The sequence below is a fragment of the Brevundimonas sp. genome (assembly GCF_032017145.1).
Taxonomy (GTDB): domain Bacteria; phylum Pseudomonadota; class Alphaproteobacteria; order Caulobacterales; family Caulobacteraceae; genus Brevundimonas.
In genome coordinates this window covers 1-23,320 of the sequence record NZ_DALZQC010000049.1, presented here as the reverse complement: position 1 = coordinate 23,320, position 23,320 = coordinate 1, and the positions used below count along the sequence as shown (strand labels likewise).

General features: G+C 66.7%; 20 protein-coding genes and 1 pseudogene. 10 read left to right on the top strand and 11 right to left on the bottom strand.

Annotation, left to right across the window (positions count from 1 at the left end; all coding sequences use genetic code 11):
• Positions 1-137 precede the first annotated feature (137 nt).
• Together RTU05_RS09995 and RTU05_RS09990 are read right to left on the bottom strand one after the other, a co-directional pair.
• Complete coding sequence (locus RTU05_RS09995) at positions 138-305, bottom strand: hypothetical protein (RefSeq protein ID WP_312597881.1); 168 nt, start codon at positions 303-305, stop codon at positions 138-140.
• 137 nt (positions 306-442) lie between these two features.
• The gene (locus RTU05_RS09990) at positions 443-1,117 is read right to left on the bottom strand and encodes an OmpA family protein (protein WP_312597879.1); all 675 of its coding nucleotides are present in this window, start codon (positions 1,115-1,117) and stop codon (positions 443-445) included.
• A gap of 224 nt (positions 1,118-1,341) precedes the next feature.
• Here RTU05_RS09990 and RTU05_RS09985 point away from each other — a divergent pair, with 224 nt between their 5' ends.
• On the top strand, positions 1,342-2,253 hold the full coding sequence (locus RTU05_RS09985) for a 2-oxoglutarate and iron-dependent oxygenase domain-containing protein (RefSeq protein WP_312597885.1): 912 nt from the start codon (positions 1,342-1,344) through the stop codon (positions 2,251-2,253).
• Positions 2,254-2,257: 4 nt separating this feature from the next.
• Here the strand turns inward: RTU05_RS09985 and RTU05_RS09980 are convergent, their stop codons facing one another.
• The 6 genes from RTU05_RS09980 to RTU05_RS09955 form a co-directional block, all read right to left on the bottom strand.
• Positions 2,258-4,201, bottom strand: a complete 1,944-nt coding sequence (locus tag RTU05_RS09980) for a pilus assembly protein TadG-related protein (protein WP_312597878.1) — start codon at positions 4,199-4,201, stop codon at positions 2,258-2,260.
• A 108-nt stretch (positions 4,202-4,309) separates the two neighbouring features.
• Entirely contained in the window at positions 4,310-6,208 is a 1,899-nt protein-coding gene (locus tag RTU05_RS09975) for a M2 family metallopeptidase (RefSeq protein ID WP_312597877.1), read from the bottom strand.
• 64 nt (positions 6,209-6,272) lie between these two features.
• Positions 6,273-6,971: a monofunctional biosynthetic peptidoglycan transglycosylase gene (gene mtgA, locus RTU05_RS09970; RefSeq protein WP_312597876.1), complete on the bottom strand. Its 699-nt coding sequence runs from the start codon at positions 6,969-6,971 to the stop codon at positions 6,273-6,275.
• Entirely contained in the window at positions 6,971-7,936 is a 966-nt protein-coding gene (locus RTU05_RS09965) for a WD40 repeat domain-containing protein (protein ID WP_312597883.1), read from the bottom strand. The genes mtgA and RTU05_RS09965 overlap by 1 nt, the downstream gene beginning before the upstream one ends.
• 49 nt (positions 7,937-7,985) lie before the next feature.
• Positions 7,986-8,924 (bottom strand): pirin family protein, encoded by a 939-nt coding sequence (locus tag RTU05_RS09960; protein WP_312597874.1) that lies wholly within the window; start codon positions 8,922-8,924, stop codon positions 7,986-7,988.
• A 39-nt stretch (positions 8,925-8,963) separates the two neighbouring features.
• Positions 8,964-9,452, bottom strand: a complete 489-nt coding sequence (locus tag RTU05_RS09955) for an Lrp/AsnC family transcriptional regulator (protein WP_248119481.1) — start codon at positions 9,450-9,452, stop codon at positions 8,964-8,966.
• 149 nt (positions 9,453-9,601) lie between these two features.
• Between RTU05_RS09955 and RTU05_RS09950 the strand changes: the two genes are divergently transcribed.
• The 5 genes from RTU05_RS09950 to lpdA all read left to right on the top strand — a co-directional run bounded on the left by RTU05_RS09950 (position 9,602) and on the right by lpdA (position 15,822).
• Positions 9,602-10,849: a 3-methyl-2-oxobutanoate dehydrogenase (2-methylpropanoyl-transferring) subunit alpha gene (locus RTU05_RS09950; protein ID WP_312597872.1), complete on the top strand. Its 1,248-nt coding sequence runs from the start codon at positions 9,602-9,604 to the stop codon at positions 10,847-10,849.
• 283 nt (positions 10,850-11,132) lie between these two features.
• Positions 11,133-12,200 (top strand): alpha-ketoacid dehydrogenase subunit beta, encoded by a 1,068-nt coding sequence (locus tag RTU05_RS09945; protein ID WP_409411613.1) that lies wholly within the window; start codon positions 11,133-11,135, stop codon positions 12,198-12,200.
• Between the two features lies 1 nt (position 12,201).
• Positions 12,202-13,938: a 2-oxo acid dehydrogenase subunit E2 gene (locus RTU05_RS09940; protein WP_312597868.1), complete on the top strand. Its 1,737-nt coding sequence runs from the start codon at positions 12,202-12,204 to the stop codon at positions 13,936-13,938.
• Between the two features lie 91 nt (positions 13,939-14,029).
• Positions 14,030-14,428: a hypothetical protein gene (locus RTU05_RS09935; protein WP_312597867.1), complete on the top strand. Its 399-nt coding sequence runs from the start codon at positions 14,030-14,032 to the stop codon at positions 14,426-14,428.
• Positions 14,425-15,822 (top strand): dihydrolipoyl dehydrogenase, encoded by a 1,398-nt coding sequence (gene lpdA, locus RTU05_RS09930; RefSeq protein ID WP_312597864.1) that lies wholly within the window; start codon positions 14,425-14,427, stop codon positions 15,820-15,822. The genes RTU05_RS09935 and lpdA overlap by 4 nt, the downstream gene beginning before the upstream one ends.
• Before the next feature lie 178 nt (positions 15,823-16,000).
• On the opposite strand, the gene RTU05_RS09925 is transcribed toward lpdA, so the two are convergent.
• The gene (locus RTU05_RS09925) at positions 16,001-16,798 is read right to left on the bottom strand and encodes an SDR family oxidoreductase (RefSeq protein WP_312597862.1); all 798 of its coding nucleotides are present in this window, start codon (positions 16,796-16,798) and stop codon (positions 16,001-16,003) included.
• Between the two features lie 7 nt (positions 16,799-16,805).
• Positions 16,806-17,276 carry an Rrf2 family transcriptional regulator gene (locus RTU05_RS09920; RefSeq protein ID WP_312597860.1) on the bottom strand — a complete coding sequence of 157 codons (471 nt, stop codon included), beginning with the start codon at positions 17,274-17,276 and terminating at the stop codon, positions 16,806-16,808.
• Between the two features lie 167 nt (positions 17,277-17,443).
• On the opposite strand from RTU05_RS09920, the gene RTU05_RS09915 reads away from it, so the two are divergent.
• Both RTU05_RS09915 and RTU05_RS09910 read left to right on the top strand, forming a co-directional pair.
• Positions 17,444-19,420: a potassium transporter Kup gene (locus RTU05_RS09915; protein ID WP_312597858.1), complete on the top strand. Its 1,977-nt coding sequence runs from the start codon at positions 17,444-17,446 to the stop codon at positions 19,418-19,420.
• A 44-nt stretch (positions 19,421-19,464) separates the two neighbouring features.
• A complete protein-coding gene (locus tag RTU05_RS09910; protein ID WP_312597856.1) occupies positions 19,465-20,802 on the top strand; it encodes an RsmB/NOP family class I SAM-dependent RNA methyltransferase in 1,338 nt (445 codons plus the stop codon).
• Here RTU05_RS09910 and rhuM read toward each other — a convergent pair.
• On the bottom strand, positions 20,799-22,061 hold the full coding sequence (gene rhuM / locus RTU05_RS09905) for a RhuM family protein (protein WP_312597854.1): 1,263 nt from the start codon (positions 22,059-22,061) through the stop codon (positions 20,799-20,801). The two genes, RTU05_RS09910 and rhuM, sit on opposite strands and share 4 nt — an antisense overlap.
• Here rhuM and rpe point away from each other — a divergent pair.
• Positions 21,957-22,622: a ribulose-phosphate 3-epimerase gene (rpe, locus tag RTU05_RS09900; protein WP_312597852.1), complete on the top strand. Its 666-nt coding sequence runs from the start codon at positions 21,957-21,959 to the stop codon at positions 22,620-22,622. The genes rhuM and rpe overlap by 105 nt on opposite strands.
• Positions 22,619-23,320 (top strand): annotated as a pseudogene (locus RTU05_RS09895) (heparinase); the annotation flags it as partial. The gene rpe and the pseudogene RTU05_RS09895, both read left to right, overlap by 4 nt.

The following is a 23,320-nucleotide window of genomic DNA, read 5'->3' as shown; positions in this document are numbered from 1 at the left end:
GCGACCATCGACATCAACTTCTAAGACCCAAAGGAAAGCCGGTCTGGACATCCAGACCGGCGATCCAGGGGATCAGATGTCGAACGACTTTGACGCCGTCTCCGAAAGGAGGCGGCGTTTCTGTTTGCGTGAAAGGATCAGTCTGAGACGTTTGCGGCCAGCGACATGCTTGGTTCGCTGGATGATTGTCGGGACAGAATAGCTTCGCCGACGGCGATCACGACGGTCGCCGTCAAAAGCGCGCAGACCACCGCGATGGCGGCCAGCTTCAGGCCTTGCCCAAAATCCCAGTCGTCCGGCGTCACGGCTTCGCTCCTGTGGACATGACGACTGGCCTAACCGCGATGTTCGACATCGTGCAAGCGCGAGCGGAGGATATGGATGCAAAAAAGGGCGACGTCGTACGACGCCGCCCTGATCATGTTTTTGATGTCGCTCGTGATCAGCCGGTGAACGGGCGGATCAGGATTTCCACGCGGCGGTTCATGGCCTTGCCTTCCGGCGTGGCGTTGGACGCCACCGGGTTGCGCGAGCTGTTGCCGGCGACATAGAGACGTTGGGCCAGAACGCCGTTGCGCACCAGTTCCGCGGCGACGCTGCTGGCGCGACGCTCAGAGAGGAGCTGGTTGATCGCGTCGCCGCCCGAGGAATCGGTGTTGCCGATCACATCGACGGTCGACTGGTCATACTGCTGCAGCACGCGGGCCACGTCCTGCAGCACCGGCAGAAAGCGCGGGTCGATGGACGACTGATTGGTGGCGAAGGTCACGTCCGACGGCATGCGCAGGACCAGGGTGTCGCCCTGACGCGCGACGCCGACGCCGGAGCCCGACAGCTGAGATTCCATGGCGCGCTGCTGGCGATCCATATACTGGCCGACGGCCGCACCGCCCAGAGCGCCGACGCCGGCGCCGATCAGGGCGTTCTTGCGGCCCTGTTCGCCGTTCGAGGTGTTGGTCAGATAGCCCAGCAGGGCGCCGCCCAGAGCGCCGGCGATGGCCCCGGTGCCCGTGTTGTTGCGAACGGGGCCGGATTGATAGGGATCGGTCGTGGTGCAGGCGGCGGCGCCCAGCAGGGCGGCGATGGAGACGCTGGCGACGATGAATTTGGCGCGCATGGACGGGTCCTCTTCGTATTTGCGATCTGGCGCGGAAACGTATGCTTACTGTGAAGGTTCCAACCTGTATGCCGGATGAACGGTCGTCGCTCCGCCGTTCCGCGAACTGACAATCGCCGGGATTAGGCGTAAGGGAGGCCGCACACCTCATAGACCGAAGGACGACGCCCGTGAGCGCGACCCAAGACACCCGCCCGCAGGACCGCGCCATCACGCCGGTTTCGATGAAGCAGCATGACGCCGATTTCCAGGCGTTCAGCGACGCTCTGGGCGCCTCCTTCAAGCGCTACGGCTTCGCCGTGATCGCCGACCATGGCCTGGACGAGGGGCGCATCGCCGCCGCCATCGACGACGCCAAGGCTTTCTTCGCCCTTCCGGAAGAGATCAAGCGCCAGTACCACCAGCCCGGCACGGGCGGGGCGCGCGGCCTGACGCCGTTCGGGGTCGAGGCGGCCAAGGACGCCAAGACCGTGGATCTGAAGGAGTTCTGGCACGTCGGCCGCGAACTGCCCGAGGGGCATCCCTACCGTCGCTACATGCGAGACAACGTCTGGCCGACCGAGGTCGAGGGGTTCCGCGAGCACCTGTACGGCATGTTCGAGGATCTGGATGCGCTGGGCGCCAAGATCCTGCGCGCCATCGCCCGCTATCTGAAGCTGGGCGACGACTTCTTCGCCGACAAGGTGGAAATGGGCAACAGCGTGCTGCGGATGCTGCACTATCCGCCCGTGCCGGCCGATGCGCCCGGCGTGCGGGCCGGGGCCCACGAGGACATCAATGTCATCACCCTGCTGCTGGGCGCCGAAGAAGCCGGGCTTCAGCTGAAGGACAAGGACGGCAGCTGGCTGGACATCGCGCCGCCGCCCGGCGCCCTGGTCGTCAACATCGGCGACATGTTGCAGCGGCTGACCAACCACGTCCTGCCGTCGACGACGCACCGCGTGGTCAATCCTGCGCCGGCACGTCGCGGTTTCGCGCGCTACTCAACGCCCTTCTTCCTGCACTTCAACCCGGACTTCCCGATCGAGACCCTGCCCAGCGCGATCACGCCGGACAACCCTGACCGCTATGCCGGCAAGACCATCCTGGCCGAGGACTATCTGACCGAAAGGCTGCGGGAAATCCGCCTGCTCTGACGGATCATCGCGAGATCCTGAGCCGGGTGATGTCGCGGCCGATGGCCTGGAAGTTGCTGGACAGGTCCGCCCCCGACTGCGGGAGGAAGGCCTTGTCCTTGTCGGTGGCGCAGGTGCTCAGGATTCGCGCCGCGTCGCTACCCTGGGCGATGGAGAAGCCGACGGTGTAGACGATCACGCCCTTGGCCTTGATGCTGTCGCACAGTCTGGCCGCCTGGTCGAACGGGTCGCCGTTGGTCGCGTCGCAGGCGATCTTGTCATAGGAGTTGCCGGAACCCGATCCGGCGTCCCGTGCGACGACGCCGCCGCAATAGGGGGTGTTGAACTCGCCGTCGGTCATCAGGATCACGGCCTTCAGCACCTTGGTCGGCGCATAGGCGGCCGCCGTGTTGGAGGGCCACAGCCGGTTGAACTGATCGGAAACCGCATACCAGCCCCAGGCCAGGCCGATCTGACCGGCGGTCGATCCCGTCACAGTCAGGCCGTTCACCAATTTGGTCAGGGTTTCGATGTTCGACGTCAGCGGCTGGATCGTGGCGCTCGGGCACGGGTTGCCCTGCGATTGAGGCGACGACCGCTTCATCGCCGGATAGTTGCGCCCGACATAGGTTCCGCTCTGCGGTGCCGCGTCCGAGTAGGCCGCCGAACCCGTCCGTTCACTGACGCAGGTGGTGTTGTCGAACCGGGTCAGGCGATTGTATTGCGCGTCGCGGAACACGCGAATGGCGCAGCCGTCGCGCCCGCATTGCACCGCGCCGTCGCTGGTATAGTCGGCGTAGGCGGCGCCGCCCAGGGGCAGGACGAAGGTGTCGTTGGTCGGCCGCTCATACACTTCGTAGAGGCCGCCGTTCGTGGTGTTCAGCGCCGTCATCCCGCGGACATCGGAGATCGCCACGCCCTCGCCCTCCGACAGGCCATGGTTGCGCGAGGTGACGGTCACGAAACAGTCGGACCGCGTGCATTTTCGAATCTGCCCGCCGTAGCTGTAGCTGCTGAAACCGTTCCCGCTGGTGGTGTTCAGCGTGTACCAGGCGTCGTTGGATTGGTATTGCAGCGACACGCGGTTGGCGTCGATGCGGACGACCCGGTAGATCCGGTCGTTGACCTGGGTCATGCCATTGACGCCGCTGATCCAGACATAGTCATTGGACGCTAGGTTATGCCCATTCGCGGTGACGACGCCGGGTGAGGCGCGGGTGATGTTGCTGATCGACCGGCTTGGCGCGGCGGCCCAGGAGGCGCCCGTGATGGCGGTGTCGCCGATCTCCGCGCCCCGCGCGCCATCGGCCCAGGAGCCCAGATTGACGCCGATCGAGTAGGGCACGATGGCCATGCGCGAATAGTAGGGCGTCTGCTTCTCGGACGGCTGCACCACCAGTTTGATCAGCTGATTGGCGGCGTTCTTCAGGTCGCGAATCCGGCTGCCGCTCATAGAGCCGGTGATGTCCAGCACCAAGGACACCTCGATGTCCTTGGAAGAGCGGTTGACCTCGGAGTGGACGCTGACCGGCAGTGTGTCGTCCATCAGCTTGCCGTAGGGCGGCAGGACGATGTTGGCCACCAGGGTCTTCACCTGCACCCGCATCTCCGCCACCACCACCTGATTCTCGGTCAGCACGATCTTGACGTCGCTGTCGGCGAACGGTTCGACCGAGGAGCCGCGCAGATTGGCCCGGAGGGCGACCAGGGCCACTTTCTGGAGGTTTTCCGAGTCCGTGTAGGATGACCGCGCGGCCGCCAGGGTCGCCGCGTCGAGGGCGTCCTGCACCCGCGCCTTGACCGTGGTGATGCGGTTCAGGTCGATCCCGCCCAGGGTGATCATCAGCAGGGCCGGCATGACCAGGGCGAAGATCATCACGACATTGCCGCCGCGATCCGAGGCCATACGCGACGCCAGGCCGCGAAGGCCGCGCAGCGCTCGACTGATCAGTATGGAAGCGTTCGCCAAGACCATCCCCGTGGGCGCGTACGGCCGCATGACCGCCCGATCAGCCGACAGTCTGGCGCCGGGCGGTTAAGGGAAGGCTGAAGGGGAAGGGTTAACCGCGTCTGTCGGTCAGGCGGCGCTCCATCCGCATTGATGGCCGCGGTTCTGCTGCGCCAGCCAGACGTTCAGCGGGGCGAAATAGTCGGCGATGGCCGAGGCGTCGTTGCCGTCGTCGCCGGTGAAGGCCTTCATCGCCTCCTGCGACGGCCGCGATTGTCCCATCTGCAGCATGGCGTTGAAGCGCGCGCCCACCTCCTTGTTCCCATAGACCGAACAGCGGTGCAGCGGTCCGGTCCATCCGGCCTGTTTGCAGGCGGCGCGCTGGAACTGGAACTGATAGATGGCCGCCAGGAAGTAGCGGGTATAGGGCGTGTTGCCCGGCACATGGTATTTTGCGCCCGGATCGAAGGCGTTGGCCGGGCGCGGGCCAGGCGGGACCAGGCCCTGATATTGCAGCATGTCGGCGGTCCAGGCGGTGTTGTAGGCGGCCGGCGCCGTCTGGCCCGAAAAGACGTCCCAGCGCCAGCGGTCGACCATCAGGCCGAACGGCAGGAAGGCGATCTTGTCCAGCGCCATCTTCAGCAGGAAGGGAATGTCCTCCTCGGCGCCCGGCGTCGTCTTCAACAGACCGATCTGGTTCAGATAGGTAGGGGTCAGGGCCGACAGGCCCACGAAGTCGCCGATGGCCTCGTGGAAGCCGTCGTTGGCGCCGTTCCTGAACAGCATCGGCTGGTTCTTGTAGGCCCGCTGGTAGTAGTTGTGACCCAGTTCGTGGTGGACGGTGTAGAAGTCGTCGCCGTTGACGTTGGTGCACATCTTGATGCGGATGTCGTCGGCGTTGTCCAAGTCCCAGGCCGAGGCGTGGCAGACCACCTCGCGGTCGCGCGGCCGGGTGATCTGGCTACGCTCCCAGAAGGTCTGGGGCAGGGGATCCAGACCCAGCGAGACGTAGAAGCCCTCGCCCGTCCTGACCATCTTGGTCGCGTCGTAATCGGCCGCCTTCAGCAGTTCGGTCAGGTCATAGCTGGAGGCGCCGCCCGACGCCGGGGCCACCACGTCATAGATATTGCCCCACTGCTGGGACCACATATTGCCCAACAGGTCCGCGCGAATGGGGCCGTGGTCGGGCTGGACCGCATCGCCGTATCGGGCGTTCAGCCGGGCGCGCACATAGCAGTGCAGGTTCTCGTAGAACGGCTTGACCTGCGCCCACAGCCGGTCGGTCTCGGCGGCGAAGTCGTCCGCCGGCATGTCATAGCCTGAGCGCCACAGGGCGCCGGTGTCGGCGAAGCCCAGTTCGCGAGAGCCTTCGTTGGCGATCTCGACCATGCGGGCGTAGTCGTCGCGCATGACCGGTGAAATGGTGCGCCAGCCTTCATACAGCGCCTTGGTCTCGGCCGGATCGCGGCTGTCAGCCAGAATCAGCGAGGCCTCGTCCAGGGTGATCCTGCGGCCCTTGAAGTCGAACTTGCCGGTCGAATAGGTGGAGTCCAGCCGCGTGGTCAGCTGCGCCAGCTCATCGGCCGCGCCCGGCCGGTTCGGCGCCGGCAGCACCAGCCCAAGCCGCAGCAGGTCCAGCTTGCGCCGCACGACCGGATCGACTTGCGTGTCATTGAACCTGGCGGCCTGATTGGCCATCCGCACCTGAAGCTCGGTCGCCTCGGCGTTGGCCTTGGACTCCAGCCACATGGTGTCGAAGGTGATGTTGGTGGCGCGCGCCCATTGGATGCGGGCGACATATTCGCTGGTCGCGGCCCATTGGGTTTCGGCGTCGGCGACGAAGGCGGTCGCGCCCTCGGCGGTGATGGGATAGTCGGCCTTGATCCCCGTGGCGGCCGGCGCCGGCGTGGTGGTGGAGGCGGTCTGTTCGGGCCCCGCGGCGCGCGCTTTGGTTTCGGGTGTGCTGGCGCAGCCGGCGGCGAAGGCGAGGGCGCAGACCGCGACGGCGGTCATCATCTGACGCTTCATGATGGATCTCCTGAACAGCGCGTGCAGGAGAGGGGAGGCGGCGAGGCCCGTCAAGCGGGACGGTTCAGCCGCCCCGGCCCAGGACGCAGACGTTCAGACCCTGGTTCCGCACCGCCCCCATCGCCGCCTGGACGCGCGCGGCCCGCCGGCGGACATAGGGGCCGGGATCGGCCGCCTCGTAGCGGCGCGGGGCGGGCAGGATGGCGGCCAGGCGCGCCGCCTCGCGCGGGCTGAGGTCGGCCGCATCCTTGCCGAACCAATGGCGCGACGCGGCCTGGGCGCCATAGACGCCGGGCGCCCATTCGACCACGTTCAGATAGACCTCCATGATTCGGCGCTTGCCCCATACCGTCTCGATCAGCACGGTGTAGCCCGCCTCCAGACCTTTTCTGACCCAGTCGCGGCCGGGCCACAGGAAGACGTTCTTGGCGGTCTGCTGGCTGATGGTCGATCCGCCCCGGATGCGCCCGCCCTCGGCGTTATGGTCCAGCGCCTTCTGGATCGCGTCCATGTCGAAGCCGCGGTGGCTGCAGAACCGCGCGTCCTCGGATGCGATGGCGGCGTTGACCAGATTGGGCGAGATACGGTTCAGCCCGCGCCATTGATAGTCCAGCCCCTCGCCCCGCACGGCCTGGCGCAGCATCAGTATGGTCGCCGGCGGCGGAACGACGGCTGTCGCCAGCACGCCGACGATCGGGAACAGCACCAGGATCACCAGCACGATCAGCAGCACCCGCCGCCCCCGCTTGCGCCCCTTGGCCATCAGAGGACGATCACGCCGGCCCGACCGTCCTCGTCGGCCCAGGCGACCTTATCGACGGCGGGGCTCAGCGACAGGGCGACGATGGCCGATCCCTTCTCGGCCTTGACGAAGTTCAGGCCCTGGGCGGCCGGATGGGCCACCCACACCCGACCGTCCATCAGTCCGGCGGCCAGCAGGCCCTGATCGGCGCGGGCCGAGACCAGATTGACAAGGGTCGTATCGTCATAGCCGATCTCGGTCGCCTCGCGCCCCATCGGCCCGTTCGATCCGACGAAGGGCCACAGGACCGCGCCCTGCGCGCCCGAGGTCGCCATCAGCTGACCATCGGCCAGAAAGGCCATCGACCGCACCTTGCCCGGATAGCCGCCCATCCGCAGGTTCTTGGCGTCCTTGATGCGCCAGCCGTGCATCTGGTTGTCCTGCATCGTCGTGACGACGAAGGCGCCGTCGGGCGAGAAGGCGACGCCGGTGTGCGACCCGGCCCAGGCCAGTTTCACGGGCTGCTGTTCTTCGATCCGCGCATACCACAGCGCCGCCCCGCCATAGGTCGAGGTCGCGATGCGGCGCCCCTTCGGCTCGAAGGCGACGCCGGAGACGGTGCGTTCGTGCTGGAAGTCGCGACGGAAACCCACGTCCTTGGGGTCGATCACCGACAGGGTGCGGCCGAAGGAAAAGGCGACCAGGCCCGAGGCAGGCGAGGCGTCGATGGCGTCGATCCACTGGCTCTTGGCCGTGGCCAGGACGACGGCTTCTTCGTCGCGGCGGGTCCAGACGACCTGGCCGTCATCGCCGCCGGTGACGATCCCGTCGCCGGACGGGTGGACGCAGGCGCACAGAACGGCGCCGTCGTGCGCCTCCACCCGCGTCCGGTCCTCGAACCGGACCGAGCCGTCGCCAAGGGCGAAGACGGCGCCGGTGTTGTCGAACAGGGCGGCGGTGACCTGGGCGTCGAAATCGAAGTTCATAGGCCGCATGTAGCGATCCGGCCTCGCCGCGTCACCTTCTGCCTGCCCGCTAGACCGGATCGGTCGGCTTGGGCGTCACTGGCGCGGGCTCCGCCTGCGCCTTTGCGGGTTCGTCGGGCAGGGGGATGAACTCCAGATCGTCGGCGTCGGGCAGTTTCATCCGTCCCGCCTGCCAGTCCGCCTTGGCCTGGTCGATGCGGGCTTGGCTGGAGGCGACGAAGTTCCACCAGATCAATCGTTCGCCCACCGGCTCCCCGCCCAGAACCATGACGGTGGCCTGGGTCAGGGCCTTGACCGTCGGCTCGGCGCTGGACGCCAGCACCACCATCTGACCTTCGTGGAAGGTGCGGTCCCCGACCTCGATAGAGCCCTTGGCGACGAAAAGGGCGCGTTCGCTCATGCCGCCGGCGCCCTTGGCGGCGGGCGGCGCGGTGCGCACGCCGGGCTGAAGCTCCCAATGGATGTAGAACAGCGGCGAGGAGACCGGCGCATCGGCCTTGGCGCCATAGGCTTCACCCGCCACCAGCCGCGCGAACAGGCCGCCGTTCTCATAGGTCGGCTGGGCGTCCTCGCCGAGATGAACAAAGGACGGATCGGTCTCCTCGGCCTCGGTCGGCAGGGCGACCCACGCCTGCATGCCGTGCATCGGCCCGCCCCGGCTCTTGGTCAGGGGGTCGGTGCGTTCGGAATGGACGATGCCCTTGCCGGCCGTCATCCAGTTCACCTCGCCCGGCCGGATCGCCTGATCGTAGCCGAGATTGTCGTGGTGCATGATCTCGCCCTCGAACAGATAGGTCAGGGTCGACAGGCCGATATGCGGATGCGGTCGCACGTCGATGGCTGTGGCGCCGGGCGCGAACTCGGCCGGTCCCATCTGGTCCAGGAAGATGAAGGGCCCGACCATCCGACGTGAATGGAAGGGCAGGACGCGCCCGACCTCGAACCCGCCCAGGTCCTTGCGGCGTGCGTCGATCACCAGTTCGATCATGTGTCGGCTCCCAAAGCGGCCCGCGCCGCCTGAGCGACGTTATCCGACGTGAGGCGTGATGATGCCAAGAGGCAGGGCGGTCACATTCTTCACGCCGCGCGTCACGATATGGCTTTCGCAGTCCGACACGATGCCCAGCGCCAGCAGCTTCTCGCGCAGGAACAGGTCGAAGGCGTGCATGTCCGAGGTGATGATGCGCAGCACATAGTCCTCGCGCCCGGTGATGGTGGCGCACTGCACCACCTCCGGCCATTTGGCCACGGCGGCCTCGAAGACGTTCAGATTGTCCGCCGAGGGCAGCATCAGCTTGACGATGGCGTACACCTCGAAGTCCAGGCCCAGCAGCTTGGCGTTCAGCAGGGTGACGCGCTTGGTGATCAGGCCGGAATCCTCCAGCCGCTTGATCCGCCGCCAACAGGGCGAGGCCGACAATCCGACGCGATCCGCGACCTCGGCGACCGACAGCCCGGCGTCTTGTTGCAGGATATCCAGGATACGGGCGTCGATGGGATCGAGTTCGTCCGCCAAGGCGTTTCTCCGATTATGATTATGGCGAAATAAAATACCCGAAATCGGGATTTAGCAAGGTCAATTTGAGCGAGCGCCTGCTTAGGGGCCGTGTTATCAAACGTCCAGAGGAAACACGGACGGACCCCCGAACGGACATGGACGCCCGCATGAACGACAAAATGAGCCAAAAGAACAGCCAGCCCCTGTCGCTGCACGTGCCGGAACCGTCCGGCCGTCCGGGCGACGCCCCCGACTTCAGCCATCTGCAGATGGACCCCGCCGGGGCGGTGGAACGGCCCGAGGTCGGGTCGACGCCCTATCAGATGCGCGATCTCGCCTTCCGCCTGATTCGGGTGCTGGACGACGAGGGCAATGCGGTCGGCCCGTGGAATCCGCGCCTGGACCCCGAGACGCTGCGTCGCGGCCTGAAGGCCATGATCCTGACGCGCGCCTTCGACGACCGGATGCACCGCGCCCACCGTCAGGGCAAGACCAGCTTCTATATGAAATGCACCGGCGAGGAGGCCATCGCGGTCGCCCAAGGGATGCTGCTCAGCCGCGAGGACATGGGCTTTCCCACCTATCGACAGCAGGGGCTGCTGATCGCGCGCGGCTATCCGCTGGTCGAGATGATGAACCAGATCTACTCGAACGCGGCGGACCCGATCAAAGGCCGCCAGCTGCCGATCATGTATTCGGCCAAGGACTACGGCTTCTTCACCATCTCGGGCAATCTGGGCACCCAGGTTCCGCAGGCCGTCGGCTGGGCCATGGCCAGCGCCTACAAGGGCGACGACAAGATCGCCATCAGCTGGATCGGCGACGGCGCCACGGCCGAGGGCGACTTCCACAACGCCCTGACCTTCGCCGCCGTCTACCGCGCCCCGGTCATCCTGAACGTGGTCAACAACCAGTGGGCCATTTCGTCCTTCATGGGCATCGCGGGCGGCCTTGAAACCACATTCGCGTCCAAGGCCATCGGTTATGGGCTTCCGGCCCTGCGCGTGGACGGCAACGACTTCCTGGCCGTCTGGGCCGCGACCCAGTGGGCCGAGGAGCGCGCGCGCACCAACCAAGGCGCGACGGTGATCGAACTGTTCACCTATCGCGGCGCCCCGCACTCGACCTCCGACGATCCCAGCCGCTATCGCCCCGGCGACGAGCACGAGAAATGGCCGCTGGGCGATCCGCTGGAGCGTCTGCGCCAGCACCTGACCCTCATCGGCGAGTGGGACGACGCGCAACACGCCGAAGCCCTGAAAGACGCCGTCGAACGGGTCCGAGCCGCCGGCAAGGAATCCGAGGCCATCGGCACCCTGGGCCAGTCGCGCCCCAGCGTGAAGACGATGTTCGAGGAGGTCTATGCGACCGAGGACTGGCGGCTGATCGAACAGCGCCGCGAGGTGGGGGTTTGATGCGCTCTTTCTATTCAGCCGTCCTTGCCGAAGGCCCTTCATCTGATTTGGACGCCATGATGATCGCCGTGAGCCGGTTCGTCACAGCGATCACGGCGAAATTCACGGAGAGCACAACGAGACCCGATTCGTGGACGCAACGACGCTCCCGTCGTGCTCGCCGTGCACCCTCCGTGTTCGCTGTGATGAGTCTTTCCTGCGCTGGTGCGCGGATGAGTGGTGAGTTTTGATGACCGAGCAAGCCTTCACAGAATCCGACCGCGCCGACGGCATCGAGCCCGACATGGTCGATCATAACGCGGCCCCGGCTTCGCAGGCGACAGGCTCCGGCGTCCAGCCGATGAACATGATCCAGGCCCTGAACTCGGCCATCGACGTCAAGATGGCCGAGGACGCCAATGTCCTGTCGTTCGGCGAGGACGCGGGCTATTTCGGCGGCGTCTTCCGCGTCACCGACAAGCTGCAGCAGAAGCACGGCCTGACCCGCAGCTTCGACGCCCCGATCTCGGAATGCGGCATCGTCGCCGCCGCCATCGGCATGGGCGCCTATGGCCTGCGTCCCGTCGTCGAGATCCAGTTCGCCGACTATATCTATCCGGCCTATGACCAGATCGTCTCCGAGGCGGCCAAGATGCGCTACCGGTCGGGCGGTCAGTTCACCTCGCCCATCACGATCCGCAGTCCCTATGGCGGCGGCATCTTCGGCGGCCAGACCCACAGCCAGTCGCCGGAAAGCCTGTTCACCCATATCGCGGGGCTGAAGGTCGTCATTCCCTCCAACCCCTATGACGCCAAGGGCCTGCTGACCGCCGCCATCGAGGACGACGACCCGGTCGTCTTCTTCGAACCGAAACGCCTCTACAACGGCCCGTTCGACGGCTGGCACGAGAAGCCGGTCTCGCCTTGGAAGACGCAAGGATTGGCCCAGGTGCCGACCGGCAAATATGTCGAGCCCATCGGCAAGGCCCGCGTCATGCGCGAAGGAAACGACGTCACCATCCTGGCCTATGGCACCATGGTCTGGGTCGCCATGGCGGGTGCCGAACACGCGGGCGTGGACGCCGAGGTCATCGACCTGCGCACCCTGGTCCCGCTGGATATCGAAACCATCGAGGCCAGCGTCAGGAAGACCGGCCGCTGCGTCATCGTGCACGAAGCGCCGAAAACCTCGGGCTTCGGCGGCGAACTGTCGGCCTTGGTGCAGGAGCGCTGCTTCTATTCGCTGGAAGCGCCGATCGCGCGCGTCACCGGCTGGGACACGCCCTATCCCCACGCCTTCGAATGGGAATATTTCCCCGGACCGCAACGGGTCGCAGACGCCTTGAAGAGCGTCATGACGGGAGGTCGTTAAGATGGGTCGTTTCGTCTTCAAACTGCCCGACGTGGGCGAAGGCACCGCCGAGGCCGAACTGGTCGGCTGGCACGTGAAGGTCGGCGACACGGTCGCCGAAGACCAGATCGTCGCCGACGTCATGACCGACAAGGCCACCGTCGAGATCACCGCCCCGGTCTCGGGCAAGGTCGTCGCCCTGCACGGCGAACCCGGCCAGATGATCCCCGTGCGCGGCGCGCTGGTCGAGTTCGAGGTCGAGGGGGCGGGCAATGCCGAAGAGAACCCCTCCGTCTTTCCGCTGCGCTCCGAGCCGCCTCCCCCCGCTTCGCGGGGGGAGGAGACGGCCGCTCAGTCGTCTCCTCGCCACGTCAGGGGGGAGGGGGACCGCGCAGCGGTGGAGGGGCTCTCTAACGCCGCACCATCGTCGGGCAACTACGTCTTCAAACTGCCCGACGTGGGCGAGGGCACGGCCGAGGCCGAGCTGGTCGGCTGGCACGTCAAGGTCGGCGACGCGGTCCAGGAAGACCAGATCATCGCCGACATCATGACCGACAAGGCCACGGTGGAGATCACCTCGCCCGTTGCCGGAACCGTCGCCGCCCTGCATGGCGAAGCAGGCCAACAGGTGCCCGTCGGCGGCCCGCTGGTGTCGTTCAACGTCGAGGGCCGGGGCAATATCGCTCAGAGCCCCTCCGTCTCTCCGCTTCGCTCCGAGCCGCCTCCCCCCGCTCCGCGCAGGGAGGAGACGGTCGCCGCTTCGTCCCCTCCCCATGAAGCGGCCAGGGGGACCGTGCCCGCAGGGCGTGGTGGAGAGGCTTTGTCTGTCGCCCCCGCCCTGACAGGCCGCGCGCCCGGCGAGCGCCCGTCCGCCTCGCCCGCCGTGCGCAACCGCGCGCGCGATCTGGGCGTGGACCTGACCTTCGTTCCGGGTTCGGGTCCGGCGGGTCGGATCACCCACGAGGATCTGGACGGCTTCATCGCCCGGGGCGGATCGGTCCCGGCCTCGGCCCCGACCGCCAGCGGCTCGACCTACGCCCGCGCCGAAGGAACCACCGAGGTCCGCATCATCGGCCTGCGCCGCAAGATCGCGGAGAAGATGGCCGAGAGCGTGCGTCGCATTCCCCACATCACCTATGTCGAGGAAATCGACATGACGGCGGTGGAGGAGCTGCGCGTCCACCTGAATGCGACCCGAATCCAGGGAATGGGGGCCAAGGACCAGCCCAAGCTGAACCTGCTGCCCTTCATCGCCCGCGCCATCGTGGTGGCTCTGCGGGACCAGCCCCAGATCAACGCCACCTATGACGACGAGGCCGGGGTCCTGACCCAGCACGCCCCGGTCCATCTGGGCATCGCCGCCCAGACGCCGAACGGCCTGATGGTGCCGGTGGTCCGCCACGCCGAGGCCCGCGATCCCTACGATACGGCGCTGGAGATCGCGCGTGTGACGGGCGCGGCCAAGGACGGTTCGGCCAAGCGCGAGGAATTGTCGGGTTCGACCATCACCATCACCTCTCTGGGCACGCTGGGCGGGGTGGTTCACACCCCGATCATCAACCACCCCGAGGTCGCCATCGTCGGCCCCAACAAGATCGCCGAACGGGTCGTGGTCAAGGACGGCCAGATGGTCGTGCGCAAGATGATGAATCTGTCGTCCAGCTTCGACCACCGCATCGTCGACGGCCATGACGCGGCGGTCTTCGTGCAGCGGATCAAGGGGCTGCTGGAGAACCCGGCGACGCTGTGGATGGGGTGAGGCGATGAGGTTCGCCTCAGCGTTGGCTGCGACATTGCTTACCTTGCTTGCGTCAAGCAGGGCTGACGCCTGCACGCTCATCCCTCTCAATATGATGTTTCTGACTGAGCCGGCGATGTTCGAAGCAGAGGTAGTTCGAGTTCGTCGGGTTTTCCCGATGGACTGGGAGCGCAGCTTGGGACCAGTTCGCGAAGCTGAGTTCAAACTCACAGGGCCTGTCCCGCCAAGAAATGTGCCGAAATACCGGTGGGCGGAAAATGATGATTGCGGCCCGAGTTACGAAGTGAAGAGAGGCCAGCGCGTCTTGCTTCTACTGGAGTCGGATCCTGCCGAAGCGCGTCGTCAATATGCCGAGATCATGGAATCCGCACGCCTCGAAATGCCTTCTCGTGCTGAAGGCGATCCGGGTTATCAGGAAGATCTTCAAGTGCTTCCCTATACGAATGACCTGTCTAAAATACGTGAAATCTTAGAGCGTTATCGGCGATGACCCAGACCCTGAAAACCAAAGTCCTCATCATCGGCGCGGGCACCGGCGGCTATGTCGCCGGCATTCGCTGCGGCCAGCTGGGCCTCGACACCGTGCTGGTGGATGGCGGAGACGGCCTCGGCGGCACCTGCCTGAACGTCGGCTGTATTCCGTCCAAGGCCATCATCCATGCGGCGGGCAAGTTCGAGACGGTGGCCAAGGCGGCGGACGGCGGGACGCTGGGCATCACGGCGGCCGCGCCCGCCATCGACCTTAAACAGACGGTCGAGTGGAAGGACGGGATCGTCCGCAAACTGAACAACGGCGTTGCGGCCCTGCTGAAGAAGGCCAAGGTCAAGGTCATCAAGGGCTGGGCGAACTTCGAGGACGCCAAGACCTGCATCGTCAAGACCGACGACGGCGAGGTGAAGATCAACGCCGAACACGTCATCCTGGCCACGGGGTCCGAGCCGGTCGAACTGCCCTTCCTGCCGTTCGGCGGCGACGTCATCTCCTCGACTGAGGCGCTGAGCCTGCCCGAGGTTCCCAAGAAGCTGGTCGTGGTCGGCGGCGGCTATATCGGGCTGGAGCTGGGCATCGCCTTCCGCAAACTGGGCGCCCAGGTGGCCATTGTCGAAATGGCCGACCGCCTGCTGCCTCTCTATGACAAGGCCCTGACCGACCCCGTCGCCAAATGGCTGATCAGCCACGGCGTCGAACTGCATCTGGGCGCCCGCGCGGGCGGCTTCGGCAACGGCAAGCTGAACGTCACCACCAGGGACGGCGAGCCGCTGCAACTGCACGCCGACAAGGTTCTGGTCACCGTGGGCCGCAAGCCCCGGACCCAGGGCTGGGGACTTGAGAACATGGGCGTGGCCATGAGCGGCCCGTTCGTGAAGATCGACCAGCGCTGCGCCACCAGCATGAAGAACGTCTGGGCCGTCGGCGACCTGACCGGCGAACCCATGCTGGCGCACAAGGGCTCGGCCCAAGGGGAAGTGGTCGCGGAGATCATCGCCGGCCATGATCGCGTGTTCGACCCCGTCACCATCGCCGCCGTCTGTTTCACCGAACCCGAGATCGTATCCGCAGGCGTCGGCCCGCAGGATGTCGAGGGCCGTGACGACGTGATCCAGGCCGTCTTCCCCTTCGCCGCCATCGGCCGCGCCCTGGCCATCGAGGCGGGCGAGGACGGCGGCTTTGTGCGTGTCATCGCGAACAAGGGCGATCATCGCATCCTGGGTATCCAGGCGGTGGGTCAGCATGTGTCGGAACTGTCCAACAGCTTCGCCCAGATGCTGGAGATGGGCGCGGTGTTGGAGGATGTTGCGGGGACTATCCACGTCCACCCGACCTTGGGCGAAGCCTTCCACGAGGCGTCCCTGCGCGCCCTGGGCCACGCGATCCATATTTGAAACTGCTGCCTAAGTTCAGCGCCTCTCACTACGTCATCCTAGGCCTTGTGCCTAGGATCCATACGCTCGGCATGGAAGGCGTCTCACCCTGCCCCGACATCGGGATTCTGGATCCTAGGCACAAGGCCTAGGATGACGTTTTGGGTGGAGGTAGGTCGGATGTAACCGGCAAGCGCCCCTAAAGCCGCTCCAGCCGTTTGGCGTGGTTCGCCACCATGCGAAGCGCCAGCCCGTCTGGCAGGAAGCGCGCCAGGCCGGCCATGACGTTGTTCATGACGCCGGGGGTGACGCTGGGACGGTTGGCTTCGCAGGCGTCACAGCCGATGCGGGCGACGCGGGCGGCGTCCATCCACATCCAGGGCGGATAGGCGGTCGAAACCTGCTCGCGCGAGCCGTTGACGTCGTGGAACTCGGTCAAGGTGTAGCCCGGGTTCAGGACCGTGACGTGAACGCCGGTCCCCTGCGTTTCCAGATGAAGCCCCTGAGACGCCTTGATCAGGAAGCTCTTGATCGGTCCATACAGGGTGTCGCCGCCGGTCGCGGGCATCCGGCCGGCGAGGGAGGCCACGTTCAGCACCCGGCCGAAGCCGCGTTCGATCATGCCGGGCAGCAGCAGGCGCGACAGTTCGACCGGCGCCGTCAGCATGCCCTGGATCATGGCGCGATGCGCGCCGAGGTCCGTGTCCAGAAAGCCGGTGACGCGGCTGAAGCCCGCATTGTTGACCAGGCCGTCGACGATGAGGCCGCGCGTGGCGATGGCCGCGACCAGGCGTTCGGGGGCCGCCGGGTCGCTCAGGTCTTCGGGTATCACGGTCGCGGCGACGCCGTGGGCGGTGGCCAGTTCGTCCGCCAAGGCCAGCAGCGGCGCCTCGCGACGCGCGGTCAGGATCAGGTTCCACCCTTCGCTCGCATAGACCCGCGCCAGGGCCGCACCGATGCCGGCCGAGGCGCCGGTGATCAGAACGGCGCGGCTCACGGCCCGGTCAGGCCGCGACGGGGCAGGATGTGTGCGGCGCAAACGCCGCCAGCGACGCGGGGTTCTCGGCCAACAGATCCGCGATGGTGATCTTGGACAGGGCCTCGGTCGCGGCCTCGTCGGCGGCGGTCAGGGCCTTGGCCACCTGGCGCGGGATGTGTTCGCTGATCGGGCAGCCCTTGGCCCCGGCGGGCGGCGAGCCGATGTGGGCGCAGCCGTTCACCGCCTTCAGAACCTCGTCCAGGCGGATGTCCTCGGGCCGGCGCAGCAGCCAGGAACCGCCGGTGGCGCCCGGCCGGGTGGCGATCAGCCCGGCCTTGGCCAACAGGGCGGTCACGCGGCGCACCACGACGGGATTGGTCGGGATGGACGAGGCCAGCACGCAGCTGGGGGCGGCCTGCGCAGGCCCATAGGCGCCCTTGTGGGCCATATAGGCCAAGGCGTGGGCGGCGACGGGGAAGCGCTGGCTGTCTGACATGATTTTGTTCCTAGGGTGAAAATAGGCGCTCGCGCCTGGAATCACAAATCGGTCGCGGAACGGCGAAACCGAATCCTGTCGGGCGCGATTGAAGACCGCGCGGAATGGGCCTAAAGGCTCGCCGCTTTGAAGGGACCGACAGGGCGTCGGCGCCCCGGAGGATACCAATGGCCGGGGATACTCCCCACGACGCGAGCGCTCCCTCGCCCGCGTCGCATACGCCGGAAACGTCCACCCCCGCCACGGGCCCGGAATCCCATGTTCCGGGCGGTCAGATCGCCAAGCACGGCGGGATGTGGGCGCTGACGCTGGGCGCGATCGGCGTGGTGTTCGGCGACATCGGCACCAGCCCGCTCTATGCGCTTCGCGAAGCCATCGGCCACGCCCAGCGCGGCGTCGGCGGCGATCTGGCCATCGTCGGGGTGGTGTCCCTGGCGTTCTGGGCGCTGATGGTGGTGGTGACGTTCAAATACGTCTTCTTCCTGATGCGCGCCGACAACAAGGGCGAGGGCGGCACCCTGTCGCTGATGGCCCTGGCCCAGTTCGCGGTTGGTCGGCGCAGCGCCTGGATCTTCATCCTGGGCGTCTGCGGGGCGGCGCTGTTCTATGGCGACGGCATCATCACGCCGGCCATTTCGGTGCTGTCGGCGGTCGAGGGATTGCAGGACGCTCCGGGCCTGTCGGGCAAGCTGGATCCCTTCATCGTGCCGATCTCGGCCGGCATCCTGATCGCCCTGTTCCTGGTGCAGTCGCGCGGCACGGCCCGACTGGCCAAATACTTCGGGCCGATCACGGCGGTCTGGTTCCTGAGCCTGGGGGCCCTGGGCCTGATCCACATCTTCGACGACATCACCATCCTGCGCGCCCTGTCGCCCTATTACGGCGTCAGCCTGCTGCTGCACGACGGTTTCCTGGGCTTCGTCATCCTGGGCAGCGTCTTTCTTGCCGTGACGGGGGCCGAGGCCCTCTATGCAGACATGGGCCATTTCGGAAAGGCGCCGATCCGCATGGGCTGGCTGGCCTTCGTCCTGCCCTGCCTGACGCTGAACTATCTGGGCCAGGGCGCCCTGATCCTGGATAACCCCGACGCCGCCCAGAACCCGTTCTGGAACATGGTGCCCCAGGTCGCCTATTGGCCCATGCTGATCCTGGCGACCGCCGCCACGGTCATCGCGTCCCAGGCCGTCATCACCGGCGCCTTCTCGGTGACGCAACAGGCGGTGCAACTGGGCCTTCTGCCCCGCATCGACATCAAGAATACGTCCGAGACCCAGGCCGGCCAGATCTTCGTGCCGGCGGTCAACACCTTCCTGATGGTCGGGGTTCTAGTGCTGCTGGTGGTGTTCCAGAGCTCGCATAATCTGACGGCCGCCTATGGCGTCGCGGTGACCGGCACCATGCTGGTCAATACGCTGATGGCCTATTCCGTGATCCGTAAAGGCTGGAAGTGGCCGATGTGGGCCGTGGCCGGAACCCTGATCCCGTTCGCCTTCATCGACAGCGTCTTCCTGACCTCCAACCTGCTGAAAATTCCCGATGGGGCCTGGATGCCGCTGGTGCTGGGCGCCCTTCTGGTCGTGGTGATGTGGACCTGGGTGCGGGGGACCCAGATTCTCACCGCCAAGACGCGCAAGGACAGCCTGCCCCTGACCGACCTGATCGAGATGCTGCAGGCCCGCCCGCCGCACCGCGCGCCCGGCATGGCCATCTTCCTGACCTCGGATCCCGACGTCGCCCCCGTCGCCCTGATGCACAATCTGAAGCACAACAAGGTGCTGCACGAGAAGAACGTGATCCTGACGGTGCGCACCTCCGAACGGCCGCGCGTCAAGGAGGCCGACCGCGTGCGGATGGAGCCGATCAACGACGACTTCAAGAAGGTCACCGTGACCTATGGCTTCATGGAGACGCCCAATGTGCCGCGCGCCCTTGGTCTGTGTCGCAAGAAGGGACTGAAGTTCGACATCATGTCGACCAGCTTCTTCCTGGGCCGGCGTTCGCTGATCCCCTCGGCGCGTCAGGGCATGCCGCTGTGGCAGGATCGGCTGTTCATCTTCCTTATGCGCAACGCCGCCAATCCGACCGATTTCTTCCACATCCCGCCCGGCCGCGTGGTCGAGTTGGGCGCGCAGGTGGCCGTATGACCGAAGGACGAGGCGGACAGAGTTCGCAGGCGCGCGGACGGCGCATGGCCACCAAGGGCCGTCCGCGCCCCGCCGCGACGGCGGACGCCGTTGCTCCGCCTCAGGACGACATCGGCGTCGAGGCCCGCGTGGTCGCCGGCCTGTTGCTGAACGCCGCCCTGGAGAAGCGCAACGGCTTGGACGAGGCCCTGTCCCAGCCGCCCGCCCGCGCCCTGGCGCCGGTGGACCGCGCCTTCGCCCGCGCGGTGGCCATGGCCGCCCTGCGTCGCTTGGGCGAGATCGATCAGATCCTGGATCGCCGCCTGCAGAAGTCGCCGCCCGAGGCCGTCCGCACCCTGATGCGCATCGCCCTGGCCCAGACCCTGGTGCTGGAGACGCCCGCCTTCGCCGCCGTCTCCACCGCTGTGAAACTGGCCGAACGCGATCCAAAGACCCGACCCTACAAAAACCTGGTCAATGCGGTGCTGCGGGGCGTGGGCCGCGACGGTCCCGGTCTGACGACCGCCGAAAGCAATCTGCCCGACTGGATCGCGGCGCGCTGGAAGGCGGCCTATGGCGAGGCGGCGCTGGTCGGTTTGGCGCTGGCTGCTCGCGAGGAGCCGGCGACCGATCTCAGCCTGAAGCCCGGCGTCGATCCCGCCGCTGTCGCCGCCGCCGTAGAGGGCGAAGCCTTGTCCGGGGGCACGGTTCGCACCGGCCGTCGCGGCGATGTGGCGACTTGGCCCGGCTTCGAGGACGGCGACTGGTGGGTGCAGGACGCCGCTGCGGCCGTGCCCGCCCGCCTGCTGGACGTGAAGGCCGGCGAAACCGCGCTGGACATGTGCGCCGCGCCGGGCGGCAAGACGCTGCAACTGGCCGCCTCCGGCGCCTCGGTCGTCGCGCTTGACCGCTCGGCCACGCGCCTGAAGCGCCTGACCCAAAATCTGGAGCGCACCGGCCTTAGCGCCGAGGTCGTCGCCGTCCCGGCCGAAGACTGGGCGGCCGCCCGCACCTTCGACGCCGTTCTTCTGGATGCGCCCTGCACCGCCACCGGCACCTTCCGTCGCAACCCCGAGGTTCTGCGCGCCACCCGTCCGGCCGAGATCGCCAAACTGGCCGACGTCCAGCACCGCCTGCTCGACGCCGCCGCCGAGCGGGTCAAGCCGGGCGGGCGTCTGGTCTATTGCACCTGCTCGCTGGAGCGCGAGGAGGGCGAAACCCAGATCATCGCCTTCCTGCGCCGCAACCCCGCCTTCCGCACCACACCTGCGGACCCCGCCGCCCTCGGCGCCCCGCCCGAGGCCCTGACCCCCGAAGGCTGGCTGCGCATCCTGCCCTCCATGTGGGCCGAAAAAGGCGGGCTGGACGGCTTCTTCGCGGCCAGGCTGGAACGTATCGCCTAAGTCTTTCGGTGCGCCTGCTTCGAAGCGGGCAGGGCGTCGGCGGCTTTTCGTAGGTCGGCGTACTCCTGCTCCACCCGAGCTTTTTCCAGTGCACGTCTTTGGATGTCGAAAGCCTTGTAAGCCGCCTTAGCATGGCGGTCGGCTTCGTCCTTGGAGACACGACCGCCGTTGGACAGAACCACGCGACCCAACCCCTTCAACTGAGCGTCCAAAAGCGCGGAGGCTTGCGCCATCGTTGTCAGGCGGCCGGTCTCCAACTGGTCTTCGAATATGGTCAGCAGCAGATCAGTCAAACGGTTCAGCTCGCGCACCTCCGCCGGCGCCAGGAAGTTTTTGGCCACGGTCACGTCGGCTGCGGCGATCCGCTCGCCCTTCCAGGTCTGAAGCCCCATATCAGGCTCTGCCGCATCGGCACGCGCCATCAGCATCTCGGCAGGCGTATGGCTGGTCACGGCGTGGCAGAGCTTGGCCTGAGTGTTGCGGTAAAAGGTGCGCCAAGCGTCCGACTTCGGATCGTAGTCTTGGCACAGGCTGCAGATTTGGCGGATTTCCGCATAGAGGTTGGCTTCCTCGCTGCGGATGTCGCGAATGATATCGCGCAGTTCGCGGATTCGATCCTGCACGCCGCCCGCCTTCATCCGTTCGACATCGACCACGAAGCCGCGCGTGGCGAACCGGATCAAGACGCCGGTGGCCCAACGGCGGAACACGGTCGCCTGCGCCGAACTGACCCGGTAGCCCACCGAAATCACCATATCGAGGCTGTAGGCCCTGACGGTCCGATCAGCGGGGCCCTTAATTTGCATAAAATGCAAATCGGCGGCCTCGCCCAACTCGCCCTCTTCCAGAATGGCCGCAATATGTCTCGATATGACCGAGACGTCCCGACCGAACAGGCTCGCGATCTGCGCCTGGCTCATCCACAGCGCATCGCCGTCGAAGCGGATTTCGACCTTGGCTCCATCATGGCCGCCATAGATCAGGAAGCGGTCGCCGGAGCCGTTCTCGAACACGCGCACGGGCTCGGCGGCAGACGGGTCTTGCATCGACATCATGACTTCCTGCGCAAGTTTGGCGTGAACAAGAGTAGAACATGTCGGGGCTTCCTCGCCAAGCCGGTTGCTCCCGTCGGCGCCGCGCCTTATCCCCAGGCCATGGCCGTTACCCCTCTGATCTGTCCGTCGATCCTCGCCAGCGACTTTTCGCGGCTGGGCGAAGAAGTCCGTGCGTTGGAGGCCGCGGGCGCCGACTGGGTTCATGTGGATGTGATGGACGGGCATTTCGTGCCGAACATCACGCTTGGACCCGACATCGTGAAGGCGATCCGACCGCACACGACCTTGCCGTTCGACGTGCACCTGATGGTCGCGCCGGTCGATCCGTGGCTTGAGGCGTTTCGCGACGCCGGCGCCGACATCCTGACGGTCCACCCCGAAAGCGGACCGCACCTGCACCGCACCCTGGGTCGCATCCGTCAGCTGGGGGCCAAGGCCGGGGTGGTGTTCAATCCGGCCACGCCGCTGTCGATCCTGGAAGAGGTGGTCGATCTGGTCGATCTGGTGTTGATCATGTCGGTCAATCCGGGCTTCGGCGGGCAGAAGTTCATCGACAGTTCGCTGCGCAAGATCGCCGGGGCGCGCGCCATTCTGGACCGCGCCGGTTCGTCGGCGCATCTGCAGGTGGACGGCGGGGTCACCTCGGCCAACGCCGCCGCCTGTGTCGCCGCCGGGGCCGACGCCCTGGTCGCCGGCTCCTTCGTGTTAAAAGGCGACTATGCGGCCAATATCGCCGCCCTGAAGGCGGCCCCGGCCCGCGCATGAGCCCGCTCGGTCCCTTCGCTCCGCGTGGCCAGGACGCCGGTCTGGACGTGGCGTCCGGCCAGATTCCCGGCTTGCCCGGAGCGCCCGTGCGGACGCCCGTGCGCGCTGGCGACACGACGGCCGGTCTCGGCTTGTGGCTCGCCATCGCCGGGCGGCTAGCGACGCGCCAGCTGTGGATCGAGCTTTACGGCCTGCCGGGCTATGGGCTGACGCTGAAGGGACGCAAGGTCAGCGCCTTCGCCGCCACGCCGCGCGATTTTCGCCCTCATGATCCCACGCCAGGCCACAATGTGCTGGCCGGGCGGTTCATGCTGGCCGGCGCCGCCATGGAGGTGGAGGCGTCGGGCGATCCGTGGAACCGACCCAGCCCGTCCCGGCCGTTCGCGGTCGAACTGCACGCCTTCGCCTGGCTGCCGGCCCTGATGGCTCAGGGGGATCGCGGCGCGCGCGAGGCCCTGCGCCTGACCCTGGCCTGGACCAATGCCTTCGCCCGTTGGTCGCCCTTCGCCTGGGGGCCGGACATCCTGGCGCGCCGGGTCGTCAATCTGGCCTGCGCGGCGCGGCGGATGGGGGCGGTCGCGACCGAGACGGAACGGCTGGCCCTGGCCGACAGCCTGGCGCGCCAGACGCGCCAGCTGCTGCGTCCGCCGGGCGGGCTGGCCAGTCGGGCCGAGCGGCTGACGGCGGCGGCCATCGGC